Annotated in this window: 24 protein-coding genes; 12 read left to right on the top strand and 12 right to left on the bottom strand. The window is 65.2% G+C overall.

Translation table 11 applies throughout. The annotated features are described in order from the left end of the window. Positions 1–25: 25 nt before the first annotated feature. Positions 26–478, bottom strand: coding sequence for a nuclear transport factor 2 family protein (locus NR187_RS15925; RefSeq protein ID WP_256807018.1), 453 nt, complete (start codon positions 476–478; stop codon positions 26–28). 297 nt (positions 479–775) lie between these two features. Between NR187_RS15925 and NR187_RS15920 the strand changes: the two genes are divergently transcribed. The 3 genes from NR187_RS15920 (at position 776) to NR187_RS15910 (ending at position 1912) form a co-directional block, all read left to right on the top strand. After that, positions 776–1018, top strand: coding sequence for a hypothetical protein (locus NR187_RS15920; protein ID WP_211381504.1), 243 nt, complete (start codon positions 776–778; stop codon positions 1016–1018). Positions 1019–1120: 102 nt separating this feature from the next. Beyond that, on the top strand, positions 1121–1318 hold the full coding sequence (locus NR187_RS34980; protein ID WP_372703140.1) for an SEC-C metal-binding domain-containing protein: 198 nt from the start codon (positions 1121–1123) through the stop codon (positions 1316–1318). A gap of 207 nt (positions 1319–1525) precedes the next feature. Then, complete coding sequence (locus tag NR187_RS15910) at positions 1526–1912, top strand: hypothetical protein (RefSeq protein WP_211381505.1); 387 nt, start codon at positions 1526–1528, stop codon at positions 1910–1912. A 389-nt stretch (positions 1913–2301) separates the two neighbouring features. Here NR187_RS15910 and uvrB read toward each other — a convergent pair whose 3' ends face one another. Continuing rightward, complete coding sequence (gene uvrB, locus NR187_RS15905) at positions 2302–5268, bottom strand: excinuclease ABC subunit UvrB (RefSeq protein ID WP_306235503.1); 2967 nt, start codon at positions 5266–5268, stop codon at positions 2302–2304. A gap of 343 nt (positions 5269–5611) precedes the next feature. On the opposite strand from uvrB, the gene NR187_RS15900 reads away from it, so the two are divergent. After that, entirely contained in the window at positions 5612–6853 is a 1242-nt protein-coding gene (locus NR187_RS15900) for an FRG domain-containing protein (protein ID WP_211381507.1), read from the top strand. Between the two features lie 33 nt (positions 6854–6886). Here the strand turns inward: NR187_RS15900 and NR187_RS15895 are convergent, their stop codons facing one another. From NR187_RS15895 to NR187_RS15885, 3 genes are all read right to left on the bottom strand, one after another. Next, complete coding sequence (locus NR187_RS15895) at positions 6887–7117, bottom strand: hypothetical protein (protein ID WP_211381508.1); 231 nt, start codon at positions 7115–7117, stop codon at positions 6887–6889. Between the two features lie 46 nt (positions 7118–7163). Then, the gene (locus NR187_RS15890) at positions 7164–7382 is read right to left on the bottom strand and encodes a hypothetical protein (RefSeq protein WP_211381509.1); all 219 of its coding nucleotides are present in this window, start codon (positions 7380–7382) and stop codon (positions 7164–7166) included. A 122-nt stretch (positions 7383–7504) separates the two neighbouring features. Next, on the bottom strand, positions 7505–8422 hold the full coding sequence (locus NR187_RS15885) for a LysR substrate-binding domain-containing protein (RefSeq protein ID WP_256807017.1): 918 nt from the start codon (positions 8420–8422) through the stop codon (positions 7505–7507). A 166-nt stretch (positions 8423–8588) separates the two neighbouring features. Between NR187_RS15885 and NR187_RS15880 the strand changes: the two genes are divergently transcribed. The 3 genes from NR187_RS15880 (at position 8589) to NR187_RS15870 (ending at position 10469) form a co-directional block, all read left to right on the top strand. Next, on the top strand, positions 8589–9368 hold the full coding sequence (locus tag NR187_RS15880; protein WP_211381511.1) for a sulfite exporter TauE/SafE family protein: 780 nt from the start codon (positions 8589–8591) through the stop codon (positions 9366–9368). Beyond that, positions 9365–9595, top strand: coding sequence for a hypothetical protein (locus NR187_RS15875; protein ID WP_211381512.1), 231 nt, complete (start codon positions 9365–9367; stop codon positions 9593–9595). Before NR187_RS15880 ends, NR187_RS15875 begins: the two co-directional genes overlap by 4 nt. A gap of 175 nt (positions 9596–9770) precedes the next feature. Further along, positions 9771–10469, top strand: a complete 699-nt coding sequence (locus tag NR187_RS15870) for a glutathione S-transferase family protein (RefSeq protein ID WP_211381513.1) — start codon at positions 9771–9773, stop codon at positions 10467–10469. A 32-nt stretch (positions 10470–10501) separates the two neighbouring features. On the opposite strand, the gene NR187_RS15865 is transcribed toward NR187_RS15870, so the two are convergent. Next, the gene (locus NR187_RS15865; protein WP_256807016.1) at positions 10502–10708 is read right to left on the bottom strand and encodes a cysteine-rich CWC family protein; all 207 of its coding nucleotides are present in this window, start codon (positions 10706–10708) and stop codon (positions 10502–10504) included. A 115-nt stretch (positions 10709–10823) separates the two neighbouring features. Between NR187_RS15865 and NR187_RS15860 the strand changes: the two genes are divergently transcribed. The 4 genes from NR187_RS15860 to NR187_RS15845 all read left to right on the top strand — a co-directional run bounded on the left by NR187_RS15860 (position 10824) and on the right by NR187_RS15845 (position 14442). Further along, positions 10824–12392, top strand: coding sequence for a DUF1800 domain-containing protein (locus NR187_RS15860; protein WP_256807015.1), 1569 nt, complete (start codon positions 10824–10826; stop codon positions 12390–12392). Between the two features lie 5 nt (positions 12393–12397). Next, the gene (locus NR187_RS15855) at positions 12398–13615 is read left to right on the top strand and encodes a DUF1501 domain-containing protein (RefSeq protein WP_256807078.1); all 1218 of its coding nucleotides are present in this window, start codon (positions 12398–12400) and stop codon (positions 13613–13615) included. 63 nt (positions 13616–13678) lie between these two features. Beyond that, positions 13679–14050 (top strand): endonuclease domain-containing protein, encoded by a 372-nt coding sequence (locus NR187_RS15850; RefSeq protein ID WP_211381515.1) that lies wholly within the window; start codon positions 13679–13681, stop codon positions 14048–14050. Positions 14051–14118: 68 nt separating this feature from the next. Next, positions 14119–14442: an antibiotic biosynthesis monooxygenase gene (locus NR187_RS15845; RefSeq protein WP_256807014.1), complete on the top strand. Its 324-nt coding sequence runs from the start codon at positions 14119–14121 to the stop codon at positions 14440–14442. Between the two features lie 18 nt (positions 14443–14460). Here NR187_RS15845 and NR187_RS15840 read toward each other — a convergent pair whose 3' ends face one another. From NR187_RS15840 to NR187_RS15815, 6 genes are all read right to left on the bottom strand, one after another. Then, positions 14461–15402 carry an aldo/keto reductase gene (locus tag NR187_RS15840; RefSeq protein ID WP_211381517.1) on the bottom strand — a complete coding sequence of 314 codons (942 nt, stop codon included), beginning with the start codon at positions 15400–15402 and terminating at the stop codon, positions 14461–14463. Positions 15403–15658: 256 nt separating this feature from the next. Further along, the gene (locus NR187_RS15835; RefSeq protein ID WP_211381518.1) at positions 15659–16114 is read right to left on the bottom strand and encodes a GNAT family N-acetyltransferase; all 456 of its coding nucleotides are present in this window, start codon (positions 16112–16114) and stop codon (positions 15659–15661) included. A 90-nt stretch (positions 16115–16204) separates the two neighbouring features. Beyond that, the gene (locus tag NR187_RS15830) at positions 16205–17017 is read right to left on the bottom strand and encodes a PAS-domain containing protein (RefSeq protein ID WP_256807013.1); all 813 of its coding nucleotides are present in this window, start codon (positions 17015–17017) and stop codon (positions 16205–16207) included. 129 nt (positions 17018–17146) lie between these two features. Then, positions 17147–17341: a hypothetical protein gene (locus NR187_RS15825; RefSeq protein WP_211382440.1), complete on the bottom strand. Its 195-nt coding sequence runs from the start codon at positions 17339–17341 to the stop codon at positions 17147–17149. Positions 17342–17378: 37 nt separating this feature from the next. After that, entirely contained in the window at positions 17379–17555 is a 177-nt protein-coding gene (locus NR187_RS15820; protein ID WP_211381520.1) for a hypothetical protein, read from the bottom strand. A gap of 152 nt (positions 17556–17707) precedes the next feature. Further along, positions 17708–18358, bottom strand: coding sequence for a glutathione S-transferase family protein (locus tag NR187_RS15815; RefSeq protein ID WP_211381521.1), 651 nt, complete (start codon positions 18356–18358; stop codon positions 17708–17710). Positions 18359–18917: 559 nt separating this feature from the next. On the opposite strand from NR187_RS15815, the gene NR187_RS15810 reads away from it, so the two are divergent. Beyond that, positions 18918–20120, top strand: a complete 1203-nt coding sequence (locus NR187_RS15810; protein ID WP_211381522.1) for a pyridoxal phosphate-dependent aminotransferase — start codon at positions 18918–18920, stop codon at positions 20118–20120. Positions 20121–20256: the final 136 nt, after the last annotated feature.

Genomic DNA, 20256 nt, shown 5'->3' with positions numbered 1-20256 from the left:
CCGTATTTTCCCGGTCCCGGCGGTCCTACCCCCCGTCCCCCGGCGCGCCCACGATCAGCGGCCCGATCTCCCGCTCGAGCACCTGCTGCACCAGATCGTAGGAATCGATGATCTCGCGGATCTGCGCGATCAGCCCGCCGCGCAGCGTGTAGAACACGGCCATGTCGAACTGCACGACGCGGTCGTTGCCGCGCTTCCTGAAATAGGTGTGCATGTAGGTCGCGACCGCGTCGCCCTCGGCGAGGATGTGCGGCGTCTTGTAGCGAACCTCCGAATAGCGCGACCAGACCGTCTGCCACAGCGCGCGCAATTCGGCCTTGCCGTGGCGCGGCACCATGTGCGGCAGCACGTCGATCGGCGCGTGCGTGAGGAAGTCGACGTCGTCGGTGCAGCAGGAGAGGGCGGCCTCGATATCGCCGCCCGCAAAGGCGTCGAGCAGATGCAGCACGCGTTGCCTGTTCAGCGATTCGACCGTCATGCTGCTCCCGCCCTCATCGGCTGCGGATTGCCAACGCTATCGTGGGGTATGCCGATCCATCAATCCGCAAAAACACAGGGGGTCATTGCAGCTTATGACGCGCGAGCACAATGCCGCGTTCATGGGGTACAATTACGGGTTGTGCGCCTGTTCGCGTGCAAGAGTTCGAACAGACGTCGCGTCGGGGAGTGACGTTGCGCGCACACCGGAGGGCGCGCCTTGCCGGGTCTGCGCAAGGGAACCCGGACCCGCCTGCGCTCGTTGATAGCGGGACATCGCATCCGGAGACATCGATCCATGAAATCCCCGCTTCTCGCCGTCACTGCCGCCCTTCTCATGCTCGGCGCAACCTCCGCTGCCAACGCCAAGGGCTGCATCAAGGGCGCCATCGTCGGCGGCGTCGCCGGCCACTATGCCGGCCATCACGGCGTCCTCGGAGCCGCCGCCGGCTGCCTCTACGGCCGGCACCATGCCAATGAGCAGGAGAAGCAGCGGCAACAGCAACAGCAGAGCCAGGTGAACGGGCAGGGCAAGCTGTAACGCTGTCGCCACCTTTCCACGCAGCTCGCGTCGTGGTAGCGAGACGTCGCGGCAACGGGCCGCGCTTCCAACCGATGGAGGGCGTCATGCGCAAGTCTCGCGATCTCGAAAACCTCCCCAGCTTTCAGCATCACGCGTAAGCGGGGGAATTCATTCCCCTCGGAAACCCACGTCAAGCGGGGCAGCCGCGTCGTTCACGGCGACGTCGAGCTGAAAGAAAAGCTCGGCCGCAACGACCTCTGCCCTTGCGGTTCCGGACGCAGGTTTCAAGGCCTGTTGCATGACCTCCGGCGCCCATGACGGCTCCAACCGCAAATACTACTTTTAGGGAGTAGCCGTGGAAGCGCGGCGATCGCTTTCAACTCGTCGTTCCGGGGCGCGCGAAAGCGCGAGCCCGGAATCCATCACGCCCCTTGTTCCGCCAGTGAGGAGGGGCGTGACCCACCTCACATCGCCCCGCTACCATCGCGCCTAACGTCATTCCCATGTTCATCAGGGAGACGTGCCATGGCCGCCCTCGCCACCGCCAGAAAGTCCCGCCTGCACAACGCGCTCGAAGGCCTCGCGCTGACCGCGACGCTGCAGAGCTTCCCGACCTTCGCCGCCGCCGCCTTCCTGCTCAAGCTGGTCGGCAACCACGACCTCGTCGGCGACCCCGGCGTCGCCATCTTCGTCGCCATCGCCTCGCTCGCCCATGCGATGCTCGCGGTGACGTTCGGCCCGAGCTTCCCCGCAGTCTTCAAGACCGTCTACGAACCCAAATTTTTCGAGGCCCATCTGTCGCTCGCCGACAAGATCACGGCATGGCGCACCCAGCCCGTCGCCTCGCTCCAGCTCGTGACCATCGTGCTGCTGCTGTCGGTGATGGCCGTGGTGACGGCGAGCGTGGGGTGAAGGTGCCATGCTCTTCATCACCGCGCCAAAACCCGGTCCGCTCAACTGGCTCGAAGGTTTTGCGCTAACCTCAATCCTTCAGGGCTTCCCGATCTTCGCCGCCGCATCCCTGATGGTGAAGCTGCTGGGAGTCTACCGCGGCAGCAGTCCCGTGCTCACCATTGCATTGGCGTCGATCTTCTACGGCATTTTCGTCGTCTCGGTCGGATCGGCCTTCCCGAAGGTCGAGCGGCTACGAAGCGCAGTTTTTCGACGCCAGCCTGTCCCCCTCCGAGAAGATCGCCCGCTGGCGCGCAAAGCCCGCAACCTCGCTGCAGCTCATGGCATCAGTGGCTGCTGTCGCTGCTGGCGACGATCGCGGGGTGAGGTGCGGACGATGCTCCGCCGCCCTACCTCTTCTTCCACCCGCCCCGTCGCCCCGGCATGCCGCCCGTCGACTTCGGCGCCGGCCCGAACTCCGGGCCCGACTGCCTTGAATCCGTCGGCTGGATGATCCGGCTCTCGCCGCCGAACGGCTTTGACGGCAATGCGCGGTTTTCGCGGTAGGGTAGCGACTCCGGGCCGTGCATCTCGTCGAGATGCGGCTTGTGCACTTTCGAGCCGCTGCCGCCGCCGCTGGCCTTCAGCGCGGAGCTCACGGTCTTCTTCTTCATCGCGCTGACCGGCAAATTCGCGGCGTCGCCGTACTTCTTCGCTCCGGCATAGGCGCCGGCCTTGCCCTGCACGGTGCGCTGCTTGACGGTGGGGTCGTCGACCACGGCAAGCTCGGTGGCGCGCAGGCGCTTGACTTCGTCGCGCAGGCGGGCGGCTTCCTCGAAGTTCAGGTCGGCGGCGGCCTCGCGCATCCGCGTCTCGAGATCGCCGAGCACGGCCTCGAAATTGTGGCCGATCGAGATGACGTCGTCGGTCATGTCGTGGCCGCCGACCTCGACCAGCACGTGGTCGCGCTCGTAGACCGAGTTGAGGATGTCGCCGATCTGCTTCTTCACGCTCTCCGGCGTGATGCCGTTGGCGGTGTTGTACTCGACCTGCTTCTCGCGGCGGCGGTTGGTCTCGGCGATGGCGCGCTCCATCGAGCCGGTCATCTGGTCGGCATAGAGGATCACCTTGCCGTCGACGTTGCGCGCGGCGCGGCCGATGGTCTGGATCAGCGAGGTCTCGCTGCGCAGAAAACCTTCCTTGTCGGCATCGAGAATGGCGACCAGCGCGCATTCGGGAATGTCGAGGCCTTCACGCAGCAGATTGATGCCGACCAGCGCGTCGAACGCGCCGAGGCGAAGATCCCTGATGATCTCGATGCGCTCGATGGTGTCGATGTCGCTGTGCATGTAGCGGACGCGAATGCCCTGCTCGTGCAGATATTCGGTGAGGTCCTCCGCCATGCGTTTTGTCAGCACGGTGATCAGCGAGCGATAGCCGGCCTGCGCGGTGGCGCGGACCTCGCCGACGAGATCGTCCACTTGCGTGCGGGCGGGGCGGATGTCGACGGGCGGATCGATCAGTCCGGTCGGGCGAATGACCTGCTCGACGAACACGCCGCCGCTCTCGTTGAGCTCCCAGCTGCTCGGCGTCGCCGACACCGCGACGGTCTGCGGCCGCATCATGTCCCACTCCTCGAACCGCAGCGGGCGGTTGTCCATGCAGGAGGGCAGGCGGAAGCCGTATTCGGCCAGCGTCGCCTTGCGGCGGAAGTCGCCTTTGAACATGGCGCCGATCTGCGGCACGGTGACGTGGCTTTCGTCGGCGAACACCAGCGCGTTGTCGGGGACGTATTCGAACAGCGTCGGCGGCGGCTCGCCGGGCAGGCGTCCGGTGAGGTAGCGCGAATAGTTCTCGATGCCGGCGCAGCTTCCGGTCGCCTCCATCATCTCGAGGTCGAAGGTGGTGCGCTGCTCCAGCCGCTGCGCTTCCAAAAGGCGCCCCTGGTCGTGGAGCTGGTCGAGCCGCTGCTTCAATTCGGACTTGATCGACTTGATCGCCTGCACCAGCGTCGGGCGCGGCGTCACATAGTGCGAATTGGCGTACATCTTGATGAATTCGAGCTCGTCCTGCTTGTGGCCGGTGAGCGGATCGAACTCTTCGATGGTCTCGATGATGTCGCCGAACAGATTCACGCGCCAGGCCCGGTCTTCATAGTGCGCCGGGAAAATGTCGATCACGTCGCCCCTGACCCGGAAGGTGCCGCGGGTAAAATCGGCCTGGGTGCGCTTGTACTGCAGCGCGACGAGGTCGGCGATGAGCTGGCGCTGGTCGATGCGCTCGCCCTTCTTCAGTGCGAAGGTCATCGCGGTGTAGGTCTCGACCGAGCCGATACCGTAGATGCAGGAGACCGAGGCGACGATGATGACGTCGTCGCGTTCGAGCAGCGCGCGCGTCGCCGAGTGGCGCATGCGGTCGATCTGCTCGTTGATGGACGAGTCCTTCTCGATATAGGTGTCCGTGCGCGGCACGTAGGCTTCTGGCTGATAGTAGTCGTAATAGCTGACGAAATACTCGACCGCGTTGTCCGGAAAAAAGCTCTTGAACTCGCCATAGAGCTGGGCGGCCAACGTCTTGTTCGGCGCCAGGATGATGGCCGGCCGCTGCGTCGCCTCGATCACCTTTGCCATGGTGTAGGTCTTGCCGGAACCGGTGACGCCGAGCAGCACCTGCGAACGGTCGTTGCGATTGATGCCCTCGACCAGCTCGGCGATCGCGGTCGGCTGGTCGCCGCGCGGCTCGTAGGACGATTTGATCTCGAAGCGCACGCCGCCTTCGGACTTTTCCGGCCGTGGCGGCCGGTGCGGGGTCCACACCTGCATCGAGCCGTCGTTCCCGCGGAACTCCGGCCGGCCCTCGCGGATCAGCGATTCCAGCGCCTCCGCGGTCGCCTTGACGCCGAGTGCTTCCAGCTTGCTGCGCGGTGGGCGGGCGAGCGCCTCGGCGTCGTCCTCCTCGGTGGGAAGACCGAGCTGCCGCGCCAGTTCCGGATCGAGCGTCGGGATCGTGGCCGCGGTGCCGTAATTGGCCTGCGGCGCCTCGCCAAGACCTTCGGCCTCTCCGCCCTTGCGGGGGAGGGTCGGGGAGAGGGGTAAGCCACGCGCCGCGCTGCCCGTCGCCATATCCTGCGGAAACTCCTTCGGCGTCGAGGCCCGCGCGCGATGCGCGGCGGCCTCGCCGCCGGAGCGGCGGTCGCGCGAATTGTCCGGCGGCGGCTGCAGGCCGGTGCCCGATCCAAGCCCGGCATCGCCGCGATTGATCGCGGGATTGAGCAGTTCGGCCAGCGCCGGCCCGATCGGCTGCACGTCAGGCCGATGCGCTTTGGAGTTCGGGGCCTTGGATTTCGGGGATTTTGGGGGAGCAGGTTTCTTCGCCATGACGCGAATATGGGGCGAGTCCGCCTCGCAATAAAGGGCGAATGCCCGTCCCGGGATCAGGCTGCTGACAGCAGGTTGGCAGCAGCGATGAGCGCAGGTGTGCGAACCAAAGTGCGGCGTGTCGCCCGGTCTGAAATTTGGGGCCTCGAGCTCCGTTTCATCGTGCGCTGCCGGGCCCACGCAGCGAAAGTCGCAAACTTCGCGCGGAGCCTCACTAGAGAGCGCTATTGTCAATCAAAACATCCCATGATTGTATATTGCGAGGAACCTTTCCCGAACTCCCTGCGACTGTCGACGGCTTTCACCAAAGTAATTTTGACATCGAATTTTTCAGGAGAGGCGGATGGCACGGCGAGCCAAAACTGCCGTCAAGACTGCCGTCAAGGCTCGTGTAACGAGCGCGCAGACCGATAAGCCCACGAGCGAGCAGCTTGATAAGCAGGTCGATAAGCGTCCCTGGCACCGGGAGCGCGTTCAGAGCTGGACCGAGTTCCAGAGCCGCATCGAGAATTATCTGGATGGCAACTATCTCTTTCGAGGTGTTGCCTCGGTGCGGTTTCCTCTCGTGACCTCCGTCGGCCGTCAGCGAGAGGGCTATGAGTACAGCAAAGTGCGCGAGCAGGCCTTGTTTGACCAGTTCAAGCGCGAAGCGTTGCCGTTCCTGCCGGTCCGGCCCGCCAGCAATTGGGAATGGCTTGCACTTGCTCAACATCATGGCGTGCCAACGCGTCTGCTGGATTGGTCGGAATCGCCCTCCGTGTCCTTGTTCTTCGCAGTGTGGGGAAATGACGAGGAGGATGCCGGTCTCTACATCATCCGTCGGCCGGACGAAGTTAAGGCCAAGGAGTTGGAAGAGCAGTCTCCCTTTGGCGTGACAGATGTCGCCTTCTTCTACCCCGGTTACGTCACGCCGCGGCTGGTCTCGCAACGCGGACTCTTCACGGTTCATCCGAAGCCTGATGAGCCCTATACAAGCGAGGAAATGCGGCAGATCGTGATCGGCAAGGAGTGCAAGGCCGATTTCCGCAGAAAGCTGGACGCCAGCGGCATCCACCATGCGGCAATCATGGCTGACCTCGATGGATTGTCGAGGCGTCTGGTTGCGGTTCAGGGGTATCGCGCGACGCCGCTGTCGCCGACGGCGGTCGTCGTCAGCTCCTCGGCCGGTACGGCACGCGCTGGCACCCTCGCGGCGAGCAATGCGAAGGTCGATGCCTCGTCGCCGAATCTGCGGATCAATCCAAGAGATCCGCAAAAAGGGCAGTGGGGCGGAAAGAGCGCCGATCGTGGTTGGAGAGTTTCGGCGAAGGTGGCCGAAAGCGAGACCGACTGGTTCAGGATCACCCTCACTGTGTCCGCGGCCCGTGGCGCAGGCAAGGTGCTTTCGGGCGATGTCGTATTCCATCTTCACGATTCATTCGCGAAGTCGGTACGCACGGAGCCTGCCCGCAACGGCAAGGCCGTCCTGCAGCTCTGGGCGTACGGCGCCTTCACTGTCGGGATATTGATCAAGCAGGACGGCACGATGCTGGAGATCGATCTTGCCGAACTGAAGGGAGCACCAAAGGTGTTTCGCGAGCGTTGATCTTCGCAAGCGCGTGCGCGGCAGGCTGGAATCTCAGGCCGCCGGCGGCGGCCCCTCGTCGTTCCCGGCCGCCTGATGCGGCTCGAGGATGTCGAGATGGATGCCGCCGCAATCGGTGCAGCGCATGGTCCAGTACTCGCATCCGGCACGGCCGCCGATCACACGGAGCACCGAGAGCTCGCCGTCGCATTCGGGGCATTTCGACAGCACGGTGCGGTCGTAGATCCTCGGCCGCGGCGCGTCTTCGAAATCGATGACTGACATGACCGGTTCCCCCTTTTACGCTGCCTGTCCCTTGCAGTCCGCTCGCTTATGCGTCGTCGGCACGGCGGCGGAAGCGATCGATATGGTGCTTGGCGTCGGCAATCGCGGCGTCGGGGTCCGGCCAGGCGAAGCCGACTTCCATAGCCGGAAACAGCACGCCGTCGATGGCGACGAGGCTGAGATCCGCGCGGCGGATGCGGGCATGCCAGAGGCCCTTGCCGGCCTCGAAGGATTCGATGTCAAAACCGTCGTAGAGGGTCGTCATGTGTAGTCCCCAGAGTGTCCCGTAAGTGTCTTGTTGGAGGGTCAAGGGACCACATCTGCGGATTTCCGGATGTGAAGCCGTTCACAAGCGGCGGGCTTTTTCGCCCGCGGAACCGCTGAATTTCAGTTCCGCGCCGCGCCACGGCCGATCCGCTTGACCGGCCGAGCGGCGGGTTCCGACGCCGCGCGCATGATCCAGCGGCGGAACGCGGCGAAGTCGCGCTGCTCAGTCTGGAAGCTACGATAGAGCAGGTACCAGCGCATGCCCTTGGGCACCGAAAGGTCGAACGGCGCCACCAGCCGGCCGGCGGCAAGATCGTCGTCGATATAGGGCCGGATGCCCATGGCGATGCCGAGGCCGTCGGCGGCGGCCTGGAGCGCCTGGCCGTAGAACTGGAACTCCGGGCCGCGCGCGCTGATCCTTGTGAGGCCTGAAGCCTTCAGCCAGGTCGGCCAGTCCTCCGGCGAATGCTCGACGCGGATCAGGCTGGGGCCCTTGAGGTCGGCCGGGCGCTTCAGGCTCGCGGCGAGGCGAGGCACGCAGACCGGCGTGAGGTCGCCGGCAAACAGGGGCTCGGCGACCAGCCCCGGCCAGTCGCCGGTGCCGAGCTTGATGCCGCAGCTCCAGTCCTCGCCGAACGGCACCGCCGCGCCGCCGGTGGTGAAGCGCACCTCGATGTCGGGCTCCTCGCTGCGAAACTCCGACAGCCGCGGGATCAGCCAGCGCATCGCAAAGGTGTGGCCGACGCCGATGGTGAGCACGCGGACGCCGGACGGCGCCGTCACCTGCGCGGTGAGGCTCGCCAGCGCGTCGAAGATCGGCGTCAGCCCGCTCTGATAGGCGCGGCCGGCCTGCGTCAGCACCAGCTTGTTGGCCTTGCGCTCGAACAGCGCGACGCCGAGCCGTTCTTCCAGGATATGCACCATGCGGCTGACGGCGGCCGCCGATACGCTGAGCTCGAGCCCGGCCGCGGCAAAGCTGCCGGTGCGCGCCGCCGCCTCGAACGCCTTGATGCCGTTGAGAAACAGCAGCCGCCGCAAATGACCACCCTCAGGAAAGCTGATGCCAGGCCAAGATAACTCAGTTTGCGAAGGCAGGGCAAGCGGGGCAGAAATATCGGCGTAATTCCAGCTGATGTGTTGAAGGCCTGGACGAGGGGGCGCGCGCAGCTTGCGTTCCTGACCGGTCCACCACGGGAGAGCCCCCTTGACGCCCATCATGATCGCGGCCCTTGGATTGCTGATGGTCGGCACCGCCTTCCTGTCCGGGCTGTTCGGCATGGCGGGCGGGCTGATCCTGATCGGGGTGCTGCTGGCCCTGATGCCGCTGCCGACCGCGATGGTGCTGCACGCGATCACGCAGATGGCCTCGAACGGCTGGCGCGCGTTTCTGTGGCGCGCGCATATCCGCTGGCGGCCGGTCGCGAACTATATGGTCGGCGCTGCCGTCGCGCTCGCGGCCTGGTCGCTGACCCGCTACGTGCCGGACAAGCCGATGGCGCTGCTGCTGCTCGGCATCACCCCGTTCATGGCGCGGCTGCTGCCCGCGAACATCAAGCCGGATCCCGACCGTCTCTCGCAGGGCGCGGTCTACGGCACGATCTGCATGGGCCTCATGCTGATGACCGGCGTCTCGGGGCCGCTGCTCGACACTTTTTTCCTCGGCGGCGATTTCGGCCGGCGCGAGAAGGTCGCGACCAAGGCGATGTGCCAGCTCGTCAGCCATTTCACCAAGCTGATCTATTTCGGCGGCATCATCGACCAGGCCGCGACGCTCGATCCCGTGCTCGCCGGCGTCGCTGTCCTCGCCTCCATGCTCGGCACGACGCTGGCGCGGCGCATTCTCGAAGCCATGACCGACCAGCAATTCGTGGCCTGGTCGAACAAGCTGATCACCACCATCGCCTGCTACTACATCGCCTATGGCGGCTGGCTGCTGGTTCGCACGCCGGTGCTGGCGGCTTTCGACAAGGGAGGTTTGCAATGAGCGAGACCGCCGATCCGCTGGTGCTGGATTTCGTCGAATGGGTCGCACGCGAGCCGCGCGCCTATGCCGAGGTGATCGCGACCTGGAAGACCTCGTGCCCGCGCCTCACCATCTGGGAAGACGCCGCCGAGCGCGGCTATGTCGCGCGCGAGACGCTGCCCGGCATCGGGCTGATCATCGCAGTGACACAGGACGGCGAGAAGTTGCTGCGAATGAATGGGCGGTGATGTCTCCACATCATCATTGCGAGCGCGAGCGAAGCAATCCAGAATGGGAGACCCTCACCCTGAGGAGCGCGCATCTTGCGCGCGTCTCGAAGGGCGAGGTCGAGATCGGGCTTTCATCCTTCGAGACGCGCGTTCCGCGCTCCTCAGGATGAGGTCCGGCGGGAGTTGCCTTTCCATGTCGCTCAAGCTCTTCGAACTCGTCGGCACCGACGCCTCGCGCCCGTTCAGCCCGTATTGCTGGCGCGCGCGGATGGCGCTGGCGCACAAGGGGCTTTCGGCGGAATCCCTGCCCTGGCGCTTCACCGAGAAGAGCGCGATCGCGCCGCACGGCTCGGAGAAGGTGCCTGTGCTCCTGCATCACGACAAGCCCGTCGTCGATTCCTGGGCGATCGCGAACTATCTCGAAGACAATTTCCCTGATCGCCCGTCGCTGTTCGGCGGCACGGGCGGCCGCGCCATGGCGCGCATGCTCAACGCCTGGGGCGACATCGCCATCGTCGGCGGCATCTTTCCGCTGATCATCGCCGACATCCCGAAGAATCTGGCGGACGTCGACGCGGACTATTTCCGCAAGTCGCGCGAGGCGCGCTTTGGCGGCAAGACCCTGGAAGAGATCATGGCCAGCCGCGACGCGGCCGTGGTCGCCTTCCGCAAGTCGCTCGAAGTGATGCGGCAGACGCTGAAAAAGCAGCCCTTCATCGGCGGCGATGCGCCGAACTATGCCGACTACATCGTGTTCGGCGGTTTTCAATGGGCGCGGGTGACGAGCCCGTTCAAGCTGCTGGAAGCCGATGATCCGGTGTATGCCTGGCGCGAGAAGCTGCTCGACGCGTTCGATGGCATGGCGCGGAAGTCGCCGGGGCACGCCGTGTAAGCTCGGTTGCTACGATACTGCCCCAGCCCGGATTAAGCTTGCGCTCCATCCGGGCTCCGCGCCGCCTTCCTTAGACATTCCCGGCACAAACAATCCTCGCCCTTGACCGGCATCGGCAGGCGCGCCGTTTCCTCCGCGCACCAGCAGGTCCCCGAAAGATCGCAGCCGAACTCGGTGCCGCAGCGGGAGCAGGCGAGGCGGCGTGGTTCCGGCATTGGAGATTGTTTCGGATTTGTCATGATTTCCGCAACGGCTTGGCCATCATTTTCATGTCGGGTTCATCTCTCGCTGCGGTATATTATGCGCTGTGCGCAAGCTCGGAAAGCGCTTCAGGACGGCGCGAAGGACAAATCGATGGCCCGCGATTCGCAAGCCGCCCTCGTTGCGCTCAATCGTTTCGGCTTCGGAGCCCGCGGCGGGGCCTCGGGCGATCTCATCAATGCGGCGTCCGATCCGCGCGGCTTCGTGAAGGCGGAGCTCGCGCGTCCCAACGGTGTGCTGCTGGAAGCGCCGGGCCTGCAATCGACGCCGCAGCTCGGGCAGGCCGTGTTCGCCTATCAGGATCAGGTCAAGCAGGCGCGCGAGGCCGCCGCCAAAGCCGGCGCGCCGGCCGAGGCGGCGACGCCGGCCGATCAGAAGCCCGGGCTGCGCCGCAATCTCTCGCTCAATGCAGTCGCAACCGAGATCGCCGGCCAGATGGCCGAGGCCAAGCCGATTGACAACAAGCCGACCGACAATATGGCGAGGCCGGACGCCATGCAGCCCAACGTCGCCGCGCCGCCCGCCGCAAAGCCGGCCCCGCAGCCGCTCAACGTCATCCAGAAGACCTTTCGCGCCGAGGCGCTGGCGCGGTTGCAGCGCGCGACGCTGGTCGAGTGCGGCTTCACCGAGCGTCTCGTCGTGTTCTGGTCGAATCATTTCTGCATCTCCGCGAGCAAGGGTGAGCTGGCGCGAATCTGGGCCGGTGCTTTCGAGCGCGAGGCGATCAGGCCGCACGTGCTCGGGCGTTTCGCCGACATGCTCAAGGCGGTCGAGCAGCATCCGGCGATGCTGTTCTTTCTCGACAACCAGCAATCGCTCGGGCCGGAGTCGCGCGCGGGACAAAATCGCAAGCGCGGGCTCAACGAAAATCTCGCGCGCGAGATCATGGAGCTGCATACGCTCGGCGTCGGCGGCGGCTACACGCAGGAGGACGTCACCTCGCTCGCGCGCATCATCACCGGCTGGACCTTTGCCGGCCGGCAGGGGCAGCTCGGCACACCCGGCTCCTTCGTGTTCAACACCAATGCGCACCAGCCCGGGCCGCAAACGCTGCTCGGCAAGACCTACGAGGCGACGGGGCTGGCGCAGGGCGAAGCCGCGCTCGCCGACATCGCGCGACATCCGTCGACCGCGAATTTCGTCGCCGTCAAATTCGTCCGTCACTTCGTCGCCGACGATCCGCCACCCGCGCTCGTTGCGCGATTGCGCGATGTCTTCGTCAAGACCGACGGCGATCTCAGGGCGATGGCGACGGCGCTCGTCGATTCCGACGAGGCGTGGAAGGCGCCGCTGACCAAGATGCGCAGCCCTTACGATTTCCTGGTCGCGAGCGGCCGGCTGCTCGCGCGCGTGCCGGAGGATCCGGGCGCCTATCTGAACGGTCTCAATCTGCTCGGCCAGCCCATGTGGGCGCCGGCCGGTCCCAATGGCTTCCCTGACACCGCTGCGGCCTGGGCCGCGCCGGAAGGCATCAAGCTCAGGCTCGATATCGCCGCACAGCTCGGCGCGCGCCTCGGTAACAACATCGATCCGCTCGACCTCCTGGAATTCGCCGCGGCGGATGCGGCATCCATCGAGACGCGGCGGACCATCGAACGCGCGGAGTCGCGGCAGCAGGCGCTGGCGCTGCTGTTGATGTCGCCGGAAATGCAGCGGAGATGATGATGATGATCGATTGCGTCGAGAACCGGCTGCTCACCTCGCGCCGCGGCCTTCTGCTCGGCGGCGCCTCCTTCGCGGCCTGGGCTTATTTGCCGAAATTCGCGCGCGCGGCCGAAGGGCGCGATCCCCGCCTGGTCGTCGTGATCCTGCGCGGCGCGCTCGACGGGCTCTCGACCGTCGCGCCGGTCGGCGACCCCGACTACGCCGGCCTGCACGGCTCGATCGCGCTCACGGCGGACGGCGCGCATCCCGCGATCATGCTCGACTCCTTCTTCGCGCTGCATCCGGCGATGCCGGAATTCGCCCGCATGTATCGCGACATGCAAGCCGCTGTGATCCACGCGGTGGCGACGCCCTATCGCGACCGCTCGCATTTCGACGGCCAGGACGTGCTCGAAAGCGGCTATGCCGGCCCGGGCCGCGTCCAGTCCGGCTGGCTCAACCGCGCGCTCGAAGCGCTGCCGCGCGGCGAGCGCGTCTCGTCAGGTCTTGCGGTCGGCCCCACCACGCCACTGGTGTTGCGCGGCAATGCGCCGACCGTCGGCTGGGCGCCGGTGGCGCTGCCACAGGCCGATGACGACACCGCGATGCGCCTCGTCAATCTCTACCGTCACCGCGATCCCGCGCTGGCATCGGTGCTCTCGCAAGGCCTTCAGCTGGAAAGGGCCGCCAGCGGCAACGACATGAAGCCGAAGCCCGGCAACCAGGTCGCGCAGATGCGGCAGGTCGCGCGCGGCGCGGCCAAATTGATGGCGGCCGATGACGGCCCGCGCATCGCCGCGCTCGCCTTCGACGGCTGGGACACGCATGCGAATGAAGGCGGCCCTGTGGGGCGTCTCGCCTTCCTGCTCGGTGGGCTCGATGGCGCCCTCGCCGAATTCGAGAGCGGCCTGGGGGAGCGCTGGCGCGATACCGTCGTCGTCGTCGCCACCGAGTTTGGCCGCACCGCGCGCATCAACGGCACCGACGGCACCGATCACGGCACGGCCACCGTCGCGCTGCTCGCCGGCGGCGCCGTGAAGGGCGGCCGCGTCATCTCCGACTGGCCCGGCCTCAAGCCCGCCAACCTCTTTGAGGCACGCGACCTCAAGCCCACCACCGATTTGCGCTCCGTGATCAAGGGCGTGCTGCAGGACCAGTTCGGCCTGTCCGACCGCGTGCTGGCCGAGACCGTGTTCCCAGACAGCGCCAGCGCAAGGCCGATGAAGGGGCTGGTTACTTAACCTTTCCCCGCTCTTTGCGGGGAGAGGTCGGATCGCGCAGCGATCCGGGTGAGGGGCAAGGCAATGCGCGGCCATAGCGACAAATCCATCCGACTCGCGCGACGCTTGCGCGTCGATCAAACAGATGCGGAGACGGTTCTCTGGAATCGCATTCGCGGTCGGCGGATCGACGGCAACAAGTTCGTCCGGCAAGAGCCTATTATCGGCTACATCTGCGATTTCGTGTGCCGTGAGAAGCGGATCGTCATTGAAGTCGACGGCGGGCAGCACAATGAATCGGCAGCAGATGCGATCCGGGATGAACGCCTGCGCGAAAAAGGATATAAGATCCTTCGGTTCTGGAACAACGACGTGCTCGGAAATATCGAGGGCGTTTTGACCATTATTCAAACCGAACTCGCGGAGGCGGCCCCTCACCCCACCCTCTCCCCGTAAGAACGGGGCGAGGGAGTGAGAGAGCGGTGCCTCCCTTACGACTATGTGCCTGGTAGGAGATATCGACGATGTACATCGCCATGAACCGCTTCCGCGTCAGCAAGGGCTCCGAGGCCGCCTTCGAGCAGGTCTGGCTTTCGCGCGACACCCACCTGGACAAGGTGCCGGGCTTCGTCGAATTCCATCTGCTGCGCGGCCCCGAGCTCGAGGACCACACGTTGTATGCCTCGCATACGGTGTGGGCGAATTACGCGGCGTTCGAGGCGTGGACCAGGTCCGAGGCGTTTCGCGCGGCGCATGCGCGGGCTGGCGACACCAAGCCGACCTATCTCGGTCATCCCCAGTTCGAGGGCTTCGAGGTGATGCAGACGGTCGGACGCGGCGCGAAGTAACGCGCCGCGCCGCTAGGATCAGCCCAGGGTGATCTTGTCGATCTCGGCGAGATCCTCCGTGCCGAGCTTCCACGCGATCGCCTTCACGTTCTCCTCGACCTGCTCGACGCGGGTGGCGCCGGCGATCACGCTGGAGACTTGCGGCCGCGCGGCAAGCCAGGAGAAGGCGAGCTCGAGCATGCTGTGCCCGCGCGCCTTCGCGAAGGCCGCGAGCTTCTCCACGATGTCCTCGTTGCGCGGCGTGACGTAGCGGTCGCGCAGCCGCGGCGTCTGGCCGAAGCGGGTGTCGCCGGGCGCGGCCTCGCCCTTCCTGTATTTGCCGGTCAGAAGCCCGCTTGCGAGCGGGAAGAACGGCAATAATCCGAGCTTGTATTCCGCTGCTGCCGGCAGCAAATCCTTCTCGATGTCGCGCACCACGAGGGAATATTCGTCCTGGCAGGAGACGAAGCGGCTGACATTCATCGCGCGTGCGACGTACTCCGCCTCCGCGATGCGCCAGGCCGGAAAGTTGGAATTTCCGATGTAGCGCACCTTGCCCTGACGGACGAGATCGTCGAGCGCGCGCAGGCTCTCCTCGATCGGCGTCAGCGGATCATAATCGTGCTGCTGGTAGAGATCGATGTAGTCGGTCTTCAGCCGCGTCAGGCTCGCCTCGACGGCGTTCATGATGTAGCGGCGGGAGGCGCCCTGCCTGGTTCCGTCCTCCGCCATCGGCTTGGAATATTTCGTCGCCAGCACGATGTCCTTGCGGCGATCGCCGAGCACGGTGCCGAGCACCGTCTCCGATCCGCCCATTGCGGAATAGATGTCGGCGGTGTCGAACAGCGTGATGCCGAGATCGAGCGCGCGGTGGATCACCTTGCGCGAGGCCTCCAGGTCGATGCGCTGGCCGAAATTGTTGCAGCCGAGCCCGACCGCGGACACGCGCAGGCCGGAGGCGCCGAGATTACGAATTTCCATGAAAGATCCTGTCGGAGATGGTCAGCGGCGCATTGTGACCACCGCGCGCCGCGGCAGCAAGCGGCCCGCTGCGCTGCTGCCATGCCGGCAGAGCGGACAAAAAAATGCGGCCCCTGTCAGACGCGGCGACTGACGGGGACCGCTTTGGGGCGCTTGATCGGTGACGGGGGGCCTGATCAGACGCAGGTGCAGCCTAATCCCGGAGTGTTACGCGCCGGTGACAGGTAAAGTTATCCACAGGCCGCGACCGCGAGGATCAGAAGATCTTGCGATAGACGATGAAGCCGGAGCGCTCGGCGACCTTGTCGTACAGGCTCTGTGCCGTGACATTGGTCTCGTGCGTCTGCCAATAGACGCGCGGGGATCCTGCGACTTTCGCACGCTCGTAGACGCCATGGATCAGCGCCGAGCCGACACCCTTGCCGCGTGCGGCCTCGGTCGTGAACAGGTCCTGCAAATAGCACGACGGCTCGATCGCGGTGGTGCTGCGATGAAACAGGTAATGCGTCAGCCCGAGCAGACGGCCGTCGCCTTCGGCGACCAGCGCATGCACCGGCTCATAGGCGTCGAAGAAGCGCTGCCACGTCATGCGCGTGACCTCGGGTGCGAGCGCGGTCTGGCCGGAGCGGCCGTAGAAGGCGTTGTAGCCGTCCCATAGCGGCAGCCATTGATCATAGTCCTGCTTGGTGACGGAGCGAATGGTGAGCGACATGTGAACTTCCGCAGGAGGACGCCAGGCAAAGAGCCGGTGAGGTGTCCTTCATACGTGATGATCGGCGCATCAATCAATCGCGCTTGTGCCTCACTCCGCGACGCGCAAGTACCGGATCAGCTTGCGGCTGGCGGGATCGCGCAGCGAGCGGTAGTAGTCGGCGCGCGACGGCGCATCGGTGTGCCGGACGAGGTCGGTCACGGGAGTGTAGCTCAGCATGCGGCCGCCATCGGGCAGCGCGGCACAGACGAAGCGCAGCACCTCGCCGTTGCGCAAGGCGATGTCGAACGGCGTGGCATCGCCGATCCGCACCGTCTCCATGCGCTGGGCGATGAAGGTGCCGAGCTCGTCCTCGGGCAGTTCGAATGCACCGGTGTCGCGGCCGTGATACATCAGCGCGATGAAGGGCGGCCTGCCGTCGGCGACGTCGTCCGGCACCGCAAAATAATCGCGGAACGCACGGTTGATGAATTCGGCACGCGTCTCGGCATCGAGCAGCACGATGCCGATATCGATCCGGTCGAGCGCGGCCGACAGCCGCGCCGTGGTGGCGTGGTTGCGGCGCTCGGCGGCGAACGTGCCGAGCAGCCGCGCGCGTATCACGCCGGTGATCCCCGCAGTGCCCGCGGCAGTGATCGCGAGCAGGCCGAGTTGGAGCAGATCTGCCGGCGCATGGAACGGGCCGGCGCCGTGGGCGAGGAACAGCAGCGCTGCGCCGATCACCGCGAGCGCCGCGCTGCTCATGGCGGAGGCGAAGCCCGACAATGCGCCGGCCAAGGCTACGACGCAGACGAACAGCGGCGCAGGCGAGGGGACGGGGACAAAACGATCGAGCAGGATCGCCAGCAGCGTGATCGCTGCCGTCAGCGCCGGACCGGAAATGGCACGCCATCCGAACCGCATGAGCCTGGCCCGTTCCTCCCTGAACGAGATAAGGCCGCCAGACTGACCCATGGTTGCAGGAGCGCAATGCGATTTCGTGCGGGGCGCTTAAGGTGCGCTTGCCTGCAAGCGCAAAGCTTTCGGTTGTTTTTAGACCAAATGCACGGACCGCTCGCGCTGTTGCAGCGCGGGCGCGTTCAGCGTCGATATCCCCGGGCCTTTGCGCGTGCCGACGAATATCAACAGCGACGCCGCGACGAGGATGGCCGCAGTCAGGGTGATTGCAACGACTAACACAGGTGATTTCATCGACGTCCTGTCGCGATGCCGGTCGGCGCGGGCCACGCGGCGCCTTGAAGGCGGGTCCAGGATGAAACGGGAATCAGACCGGCAGGCCCATCGCCATGGTCGCCTTGGTCGACAGCACCGTCAGGGTGACGATCAGGCACAGCGAGAGCGCGGCGACGGCAAGCGAGGCCGCGACCGCGTTGGTCAGCCGGGAAGACGAAACGGTAGCGGGATGGCCTTGAAAGCCTGCCGTGCCGGACGCCCGAGTCATTGTCTAAATCCTTCAACGCACGAGCGAATCACCCGCGACTCGCGCAATTTCCCTGTTTCAACCGGCAATATTGCGGCGGCTATCCTGCCGAAAATGGCGACAATGCGGCAAAGGTCACGCTTGTGCCCGCTATTCGTTGGAGCGGGCGCCCGTCAGGCGCCCGCAGCGATGCTGGCGGGGGCCTCGACATCGGCCGGTCGCCAGTCCATCGCCACGAAGCCGGGGGCAGCCTCCACCCGTTTCAGCCAGTCCCGGATCGCCGGGAAGGTCGAAAGATCGAAGTCGCAGCGGTCGGCGAGGTGGGTGTAGCCGTACAGCGCGATGTCGGCGACCGTGAGCTGCCGCGCGGCAAAATAGGCGTTGGTCTTGAGGTGGTTCTCCATCACCTGGAGCGCCCCATAACCACGCTCCATCCAGTCTTCCAGGGAGTGGGTCTGGAGATCGCGGCCGCCCTTGACCAGCGACAGCCAGAAATAGGCGGCGCCGATGTTCGGCTCCAGCGCGTGCTGTTCGAAGAACATCCATTGCAGCGCTTCGGCGCGGTCGATCCGGTTCTCCGGCGCGAGCGGTGTTCCGACGGCAACATACCAGAGGATGGCGTTGGACTCGGCGAGATAGCGGTCGTCGCCGACCTCGAGCAGCGGCACCTGGCCGGACGGGTTCTTGGTCAGAAAGTCCGGCGTGCGGCTCTCGCCGCGCAGAATGTCCACCTCGACCGCTTCGTAAGGCACGTTCAACAGCGCCAGCGCAAGGCGGACCTTGTAGCTGTTGCCCGAGCGCTGCATCGAATAGAGCTTGTACATTCTGAGAATGATTCCGGAAGACGGGAAGGCGCGGCGCTTGTTGCCTCGCGACGCGGCTAAACAATGATGCCGATGCGAATCCGCTGCAAGGGTCAGCCAGTAGAAAAACTCGAAAACCCTACCGCATTGCAACGCGGCGGAAGATCATTTCCGTGCGAGCATGCAATTCGGTTCACGCTTGCGTCAACGCGCGGGCACATCGCGCGGCGCGTTCGCGTGAGAGAGTTGAACGGACGTGATCGCCTCGGTCGCCGTCGATCCGCCCGACACTCCGCCCGTCTCTCGAGCGTCGGACCGCCGTCGACTTCAAGGCCTGCGATGGGCGCAAAATTGCTCCGAGGACAGGTCTTGCCGGATATGAGCGATTTGCCCGGCAAAATTGCGGGAAATTGCGGGAAGTCGCGCATTGAACCGCTCCGGATCCGCAAACTTTTGCAAGATCGGACCGAAGATCGGACCGAAGTTTCTTGCGGTGCAGCGGCACTCGTTTTAAGGTCACGCATTCCCACAATCAGAGTCGTGAAGCCAAAGGGTTCACGACGCTTGTCAGGAGATGACGATGTCCTTCCTTGCCGCTGCGCTCGACCGTGTGAAGCCGTCCGCGACCATCGCGGTCACGGATAAAGCACGTGCGCTGAAAGCGGCGGGCCGCAACGTCATCGGCCTCGGCGCCGGCGAGCCCGACTTCGATACGCCCGCCAACATCAAGCTGGCCGCGATCCACGCCATCGAAGCCGGCAAGACCAAGTACACCGCGGTCGACGGCATCCCCGAGTTGAAGGAAGCCATCATCGCGAAATTCCAGCGCGAGAACGGCGTCGTCTACAAGCCGAACCAGATCATCGTCGGCACCGGCGGCAAGCAGGTGCTGTACAATGCGCTGATGGCGACCATCAATCCGGGCGACGAGGTGATCATCCCCGCGCCGTACTGGGTCAGCTATCCCGAGATGGTGGCGCTCGCCGGCGGCGAGCCGGTGTCGGTGGTCTGCACCGCCGCGACCGGCTTCAAGCTTCAGGCCGAGGCGCTCGAGCGCGCGATCACGCCGAAGACCAAATGGGTGATCCTGTGCTCGCCGTCGAACCCGACGGGAGCTGCCTACACCAGGACCGAGCTGAAGGCGCTCACCGACGTGCTGGTGAGGCATCCGCATGTGTGGGTGATGACCGACGACATGTACGAGCACCTCGTTTACGACGACTTCCAGTTCACCACAGTCGCGCAGGTCGAGCCGAAGCTCTACGACCGCACGCTCACCGTGAACGGCGTGTCGAAGGCCTATTGCATGACCGGCTGGCGCATCGGCTATGCCGGCGGTCCGGCGCAGCTCATCAAGGCAATGGCGACCATCCAGTCGCAATCGACCTCGAACCCGTCGTCGATTGCGCAATGGGCCGCGGTGGAAGCGCTGAACGGTCCGCAGGACTTCATCCCCGCCAACAACAAGGTGTTCAAGGAGCGTCGCGACCTCGTCGTCTCCATGCTGAACCAGGCCAAGGGCATCGAGTGCCCGCGTCCCGAGGGTGCGTTCTACGTCTATCCGTCCTGCGCCGGGACGATCGGCAAGACCGCGCCGTCGGGCAAAGTGATCGACAATGACGAGACCTTCGTCACCGAGCTGCTGGAGACCGAAGGCGTCGCTGTCGTGCAGGGCTCGGCCTTCGGCCTTGGACCCGCGTTCCGCATCTCCTACGCGACCGCGACCTCGGACCTCGAAGATGCCTGCAAGCGTATCCAGCGCTTCTGCGGCAATCTTCGCTGAGCCTGTCGCGACAACACATCGACAAGGCCCGCTTCGGCGGGCCTTTTTTATTGCTTCACGAAATCTGGCACCGGCATCACACTTGTGGCATAGAACTCCCGCGCGGCTTTTACCGCGCCCTTTCTGCTCCCATCGC

It is taken from the genome of Bradyrhizobium sp. Bra64, assembly GCF_024519875.1.
Lineage (GTDB): Bacteria > Pseudomonadota > Alphaproteobacteria > Rhizobiales > Xanthobacteraceae > Bradyrhizobium > Bradyrhizobium japonicum_G.
The sequence above is the reverse complement of the archived record's forward strand: the minus strand, read 5'-3'. Positions and strand labels throughout refer to the sequence as shown.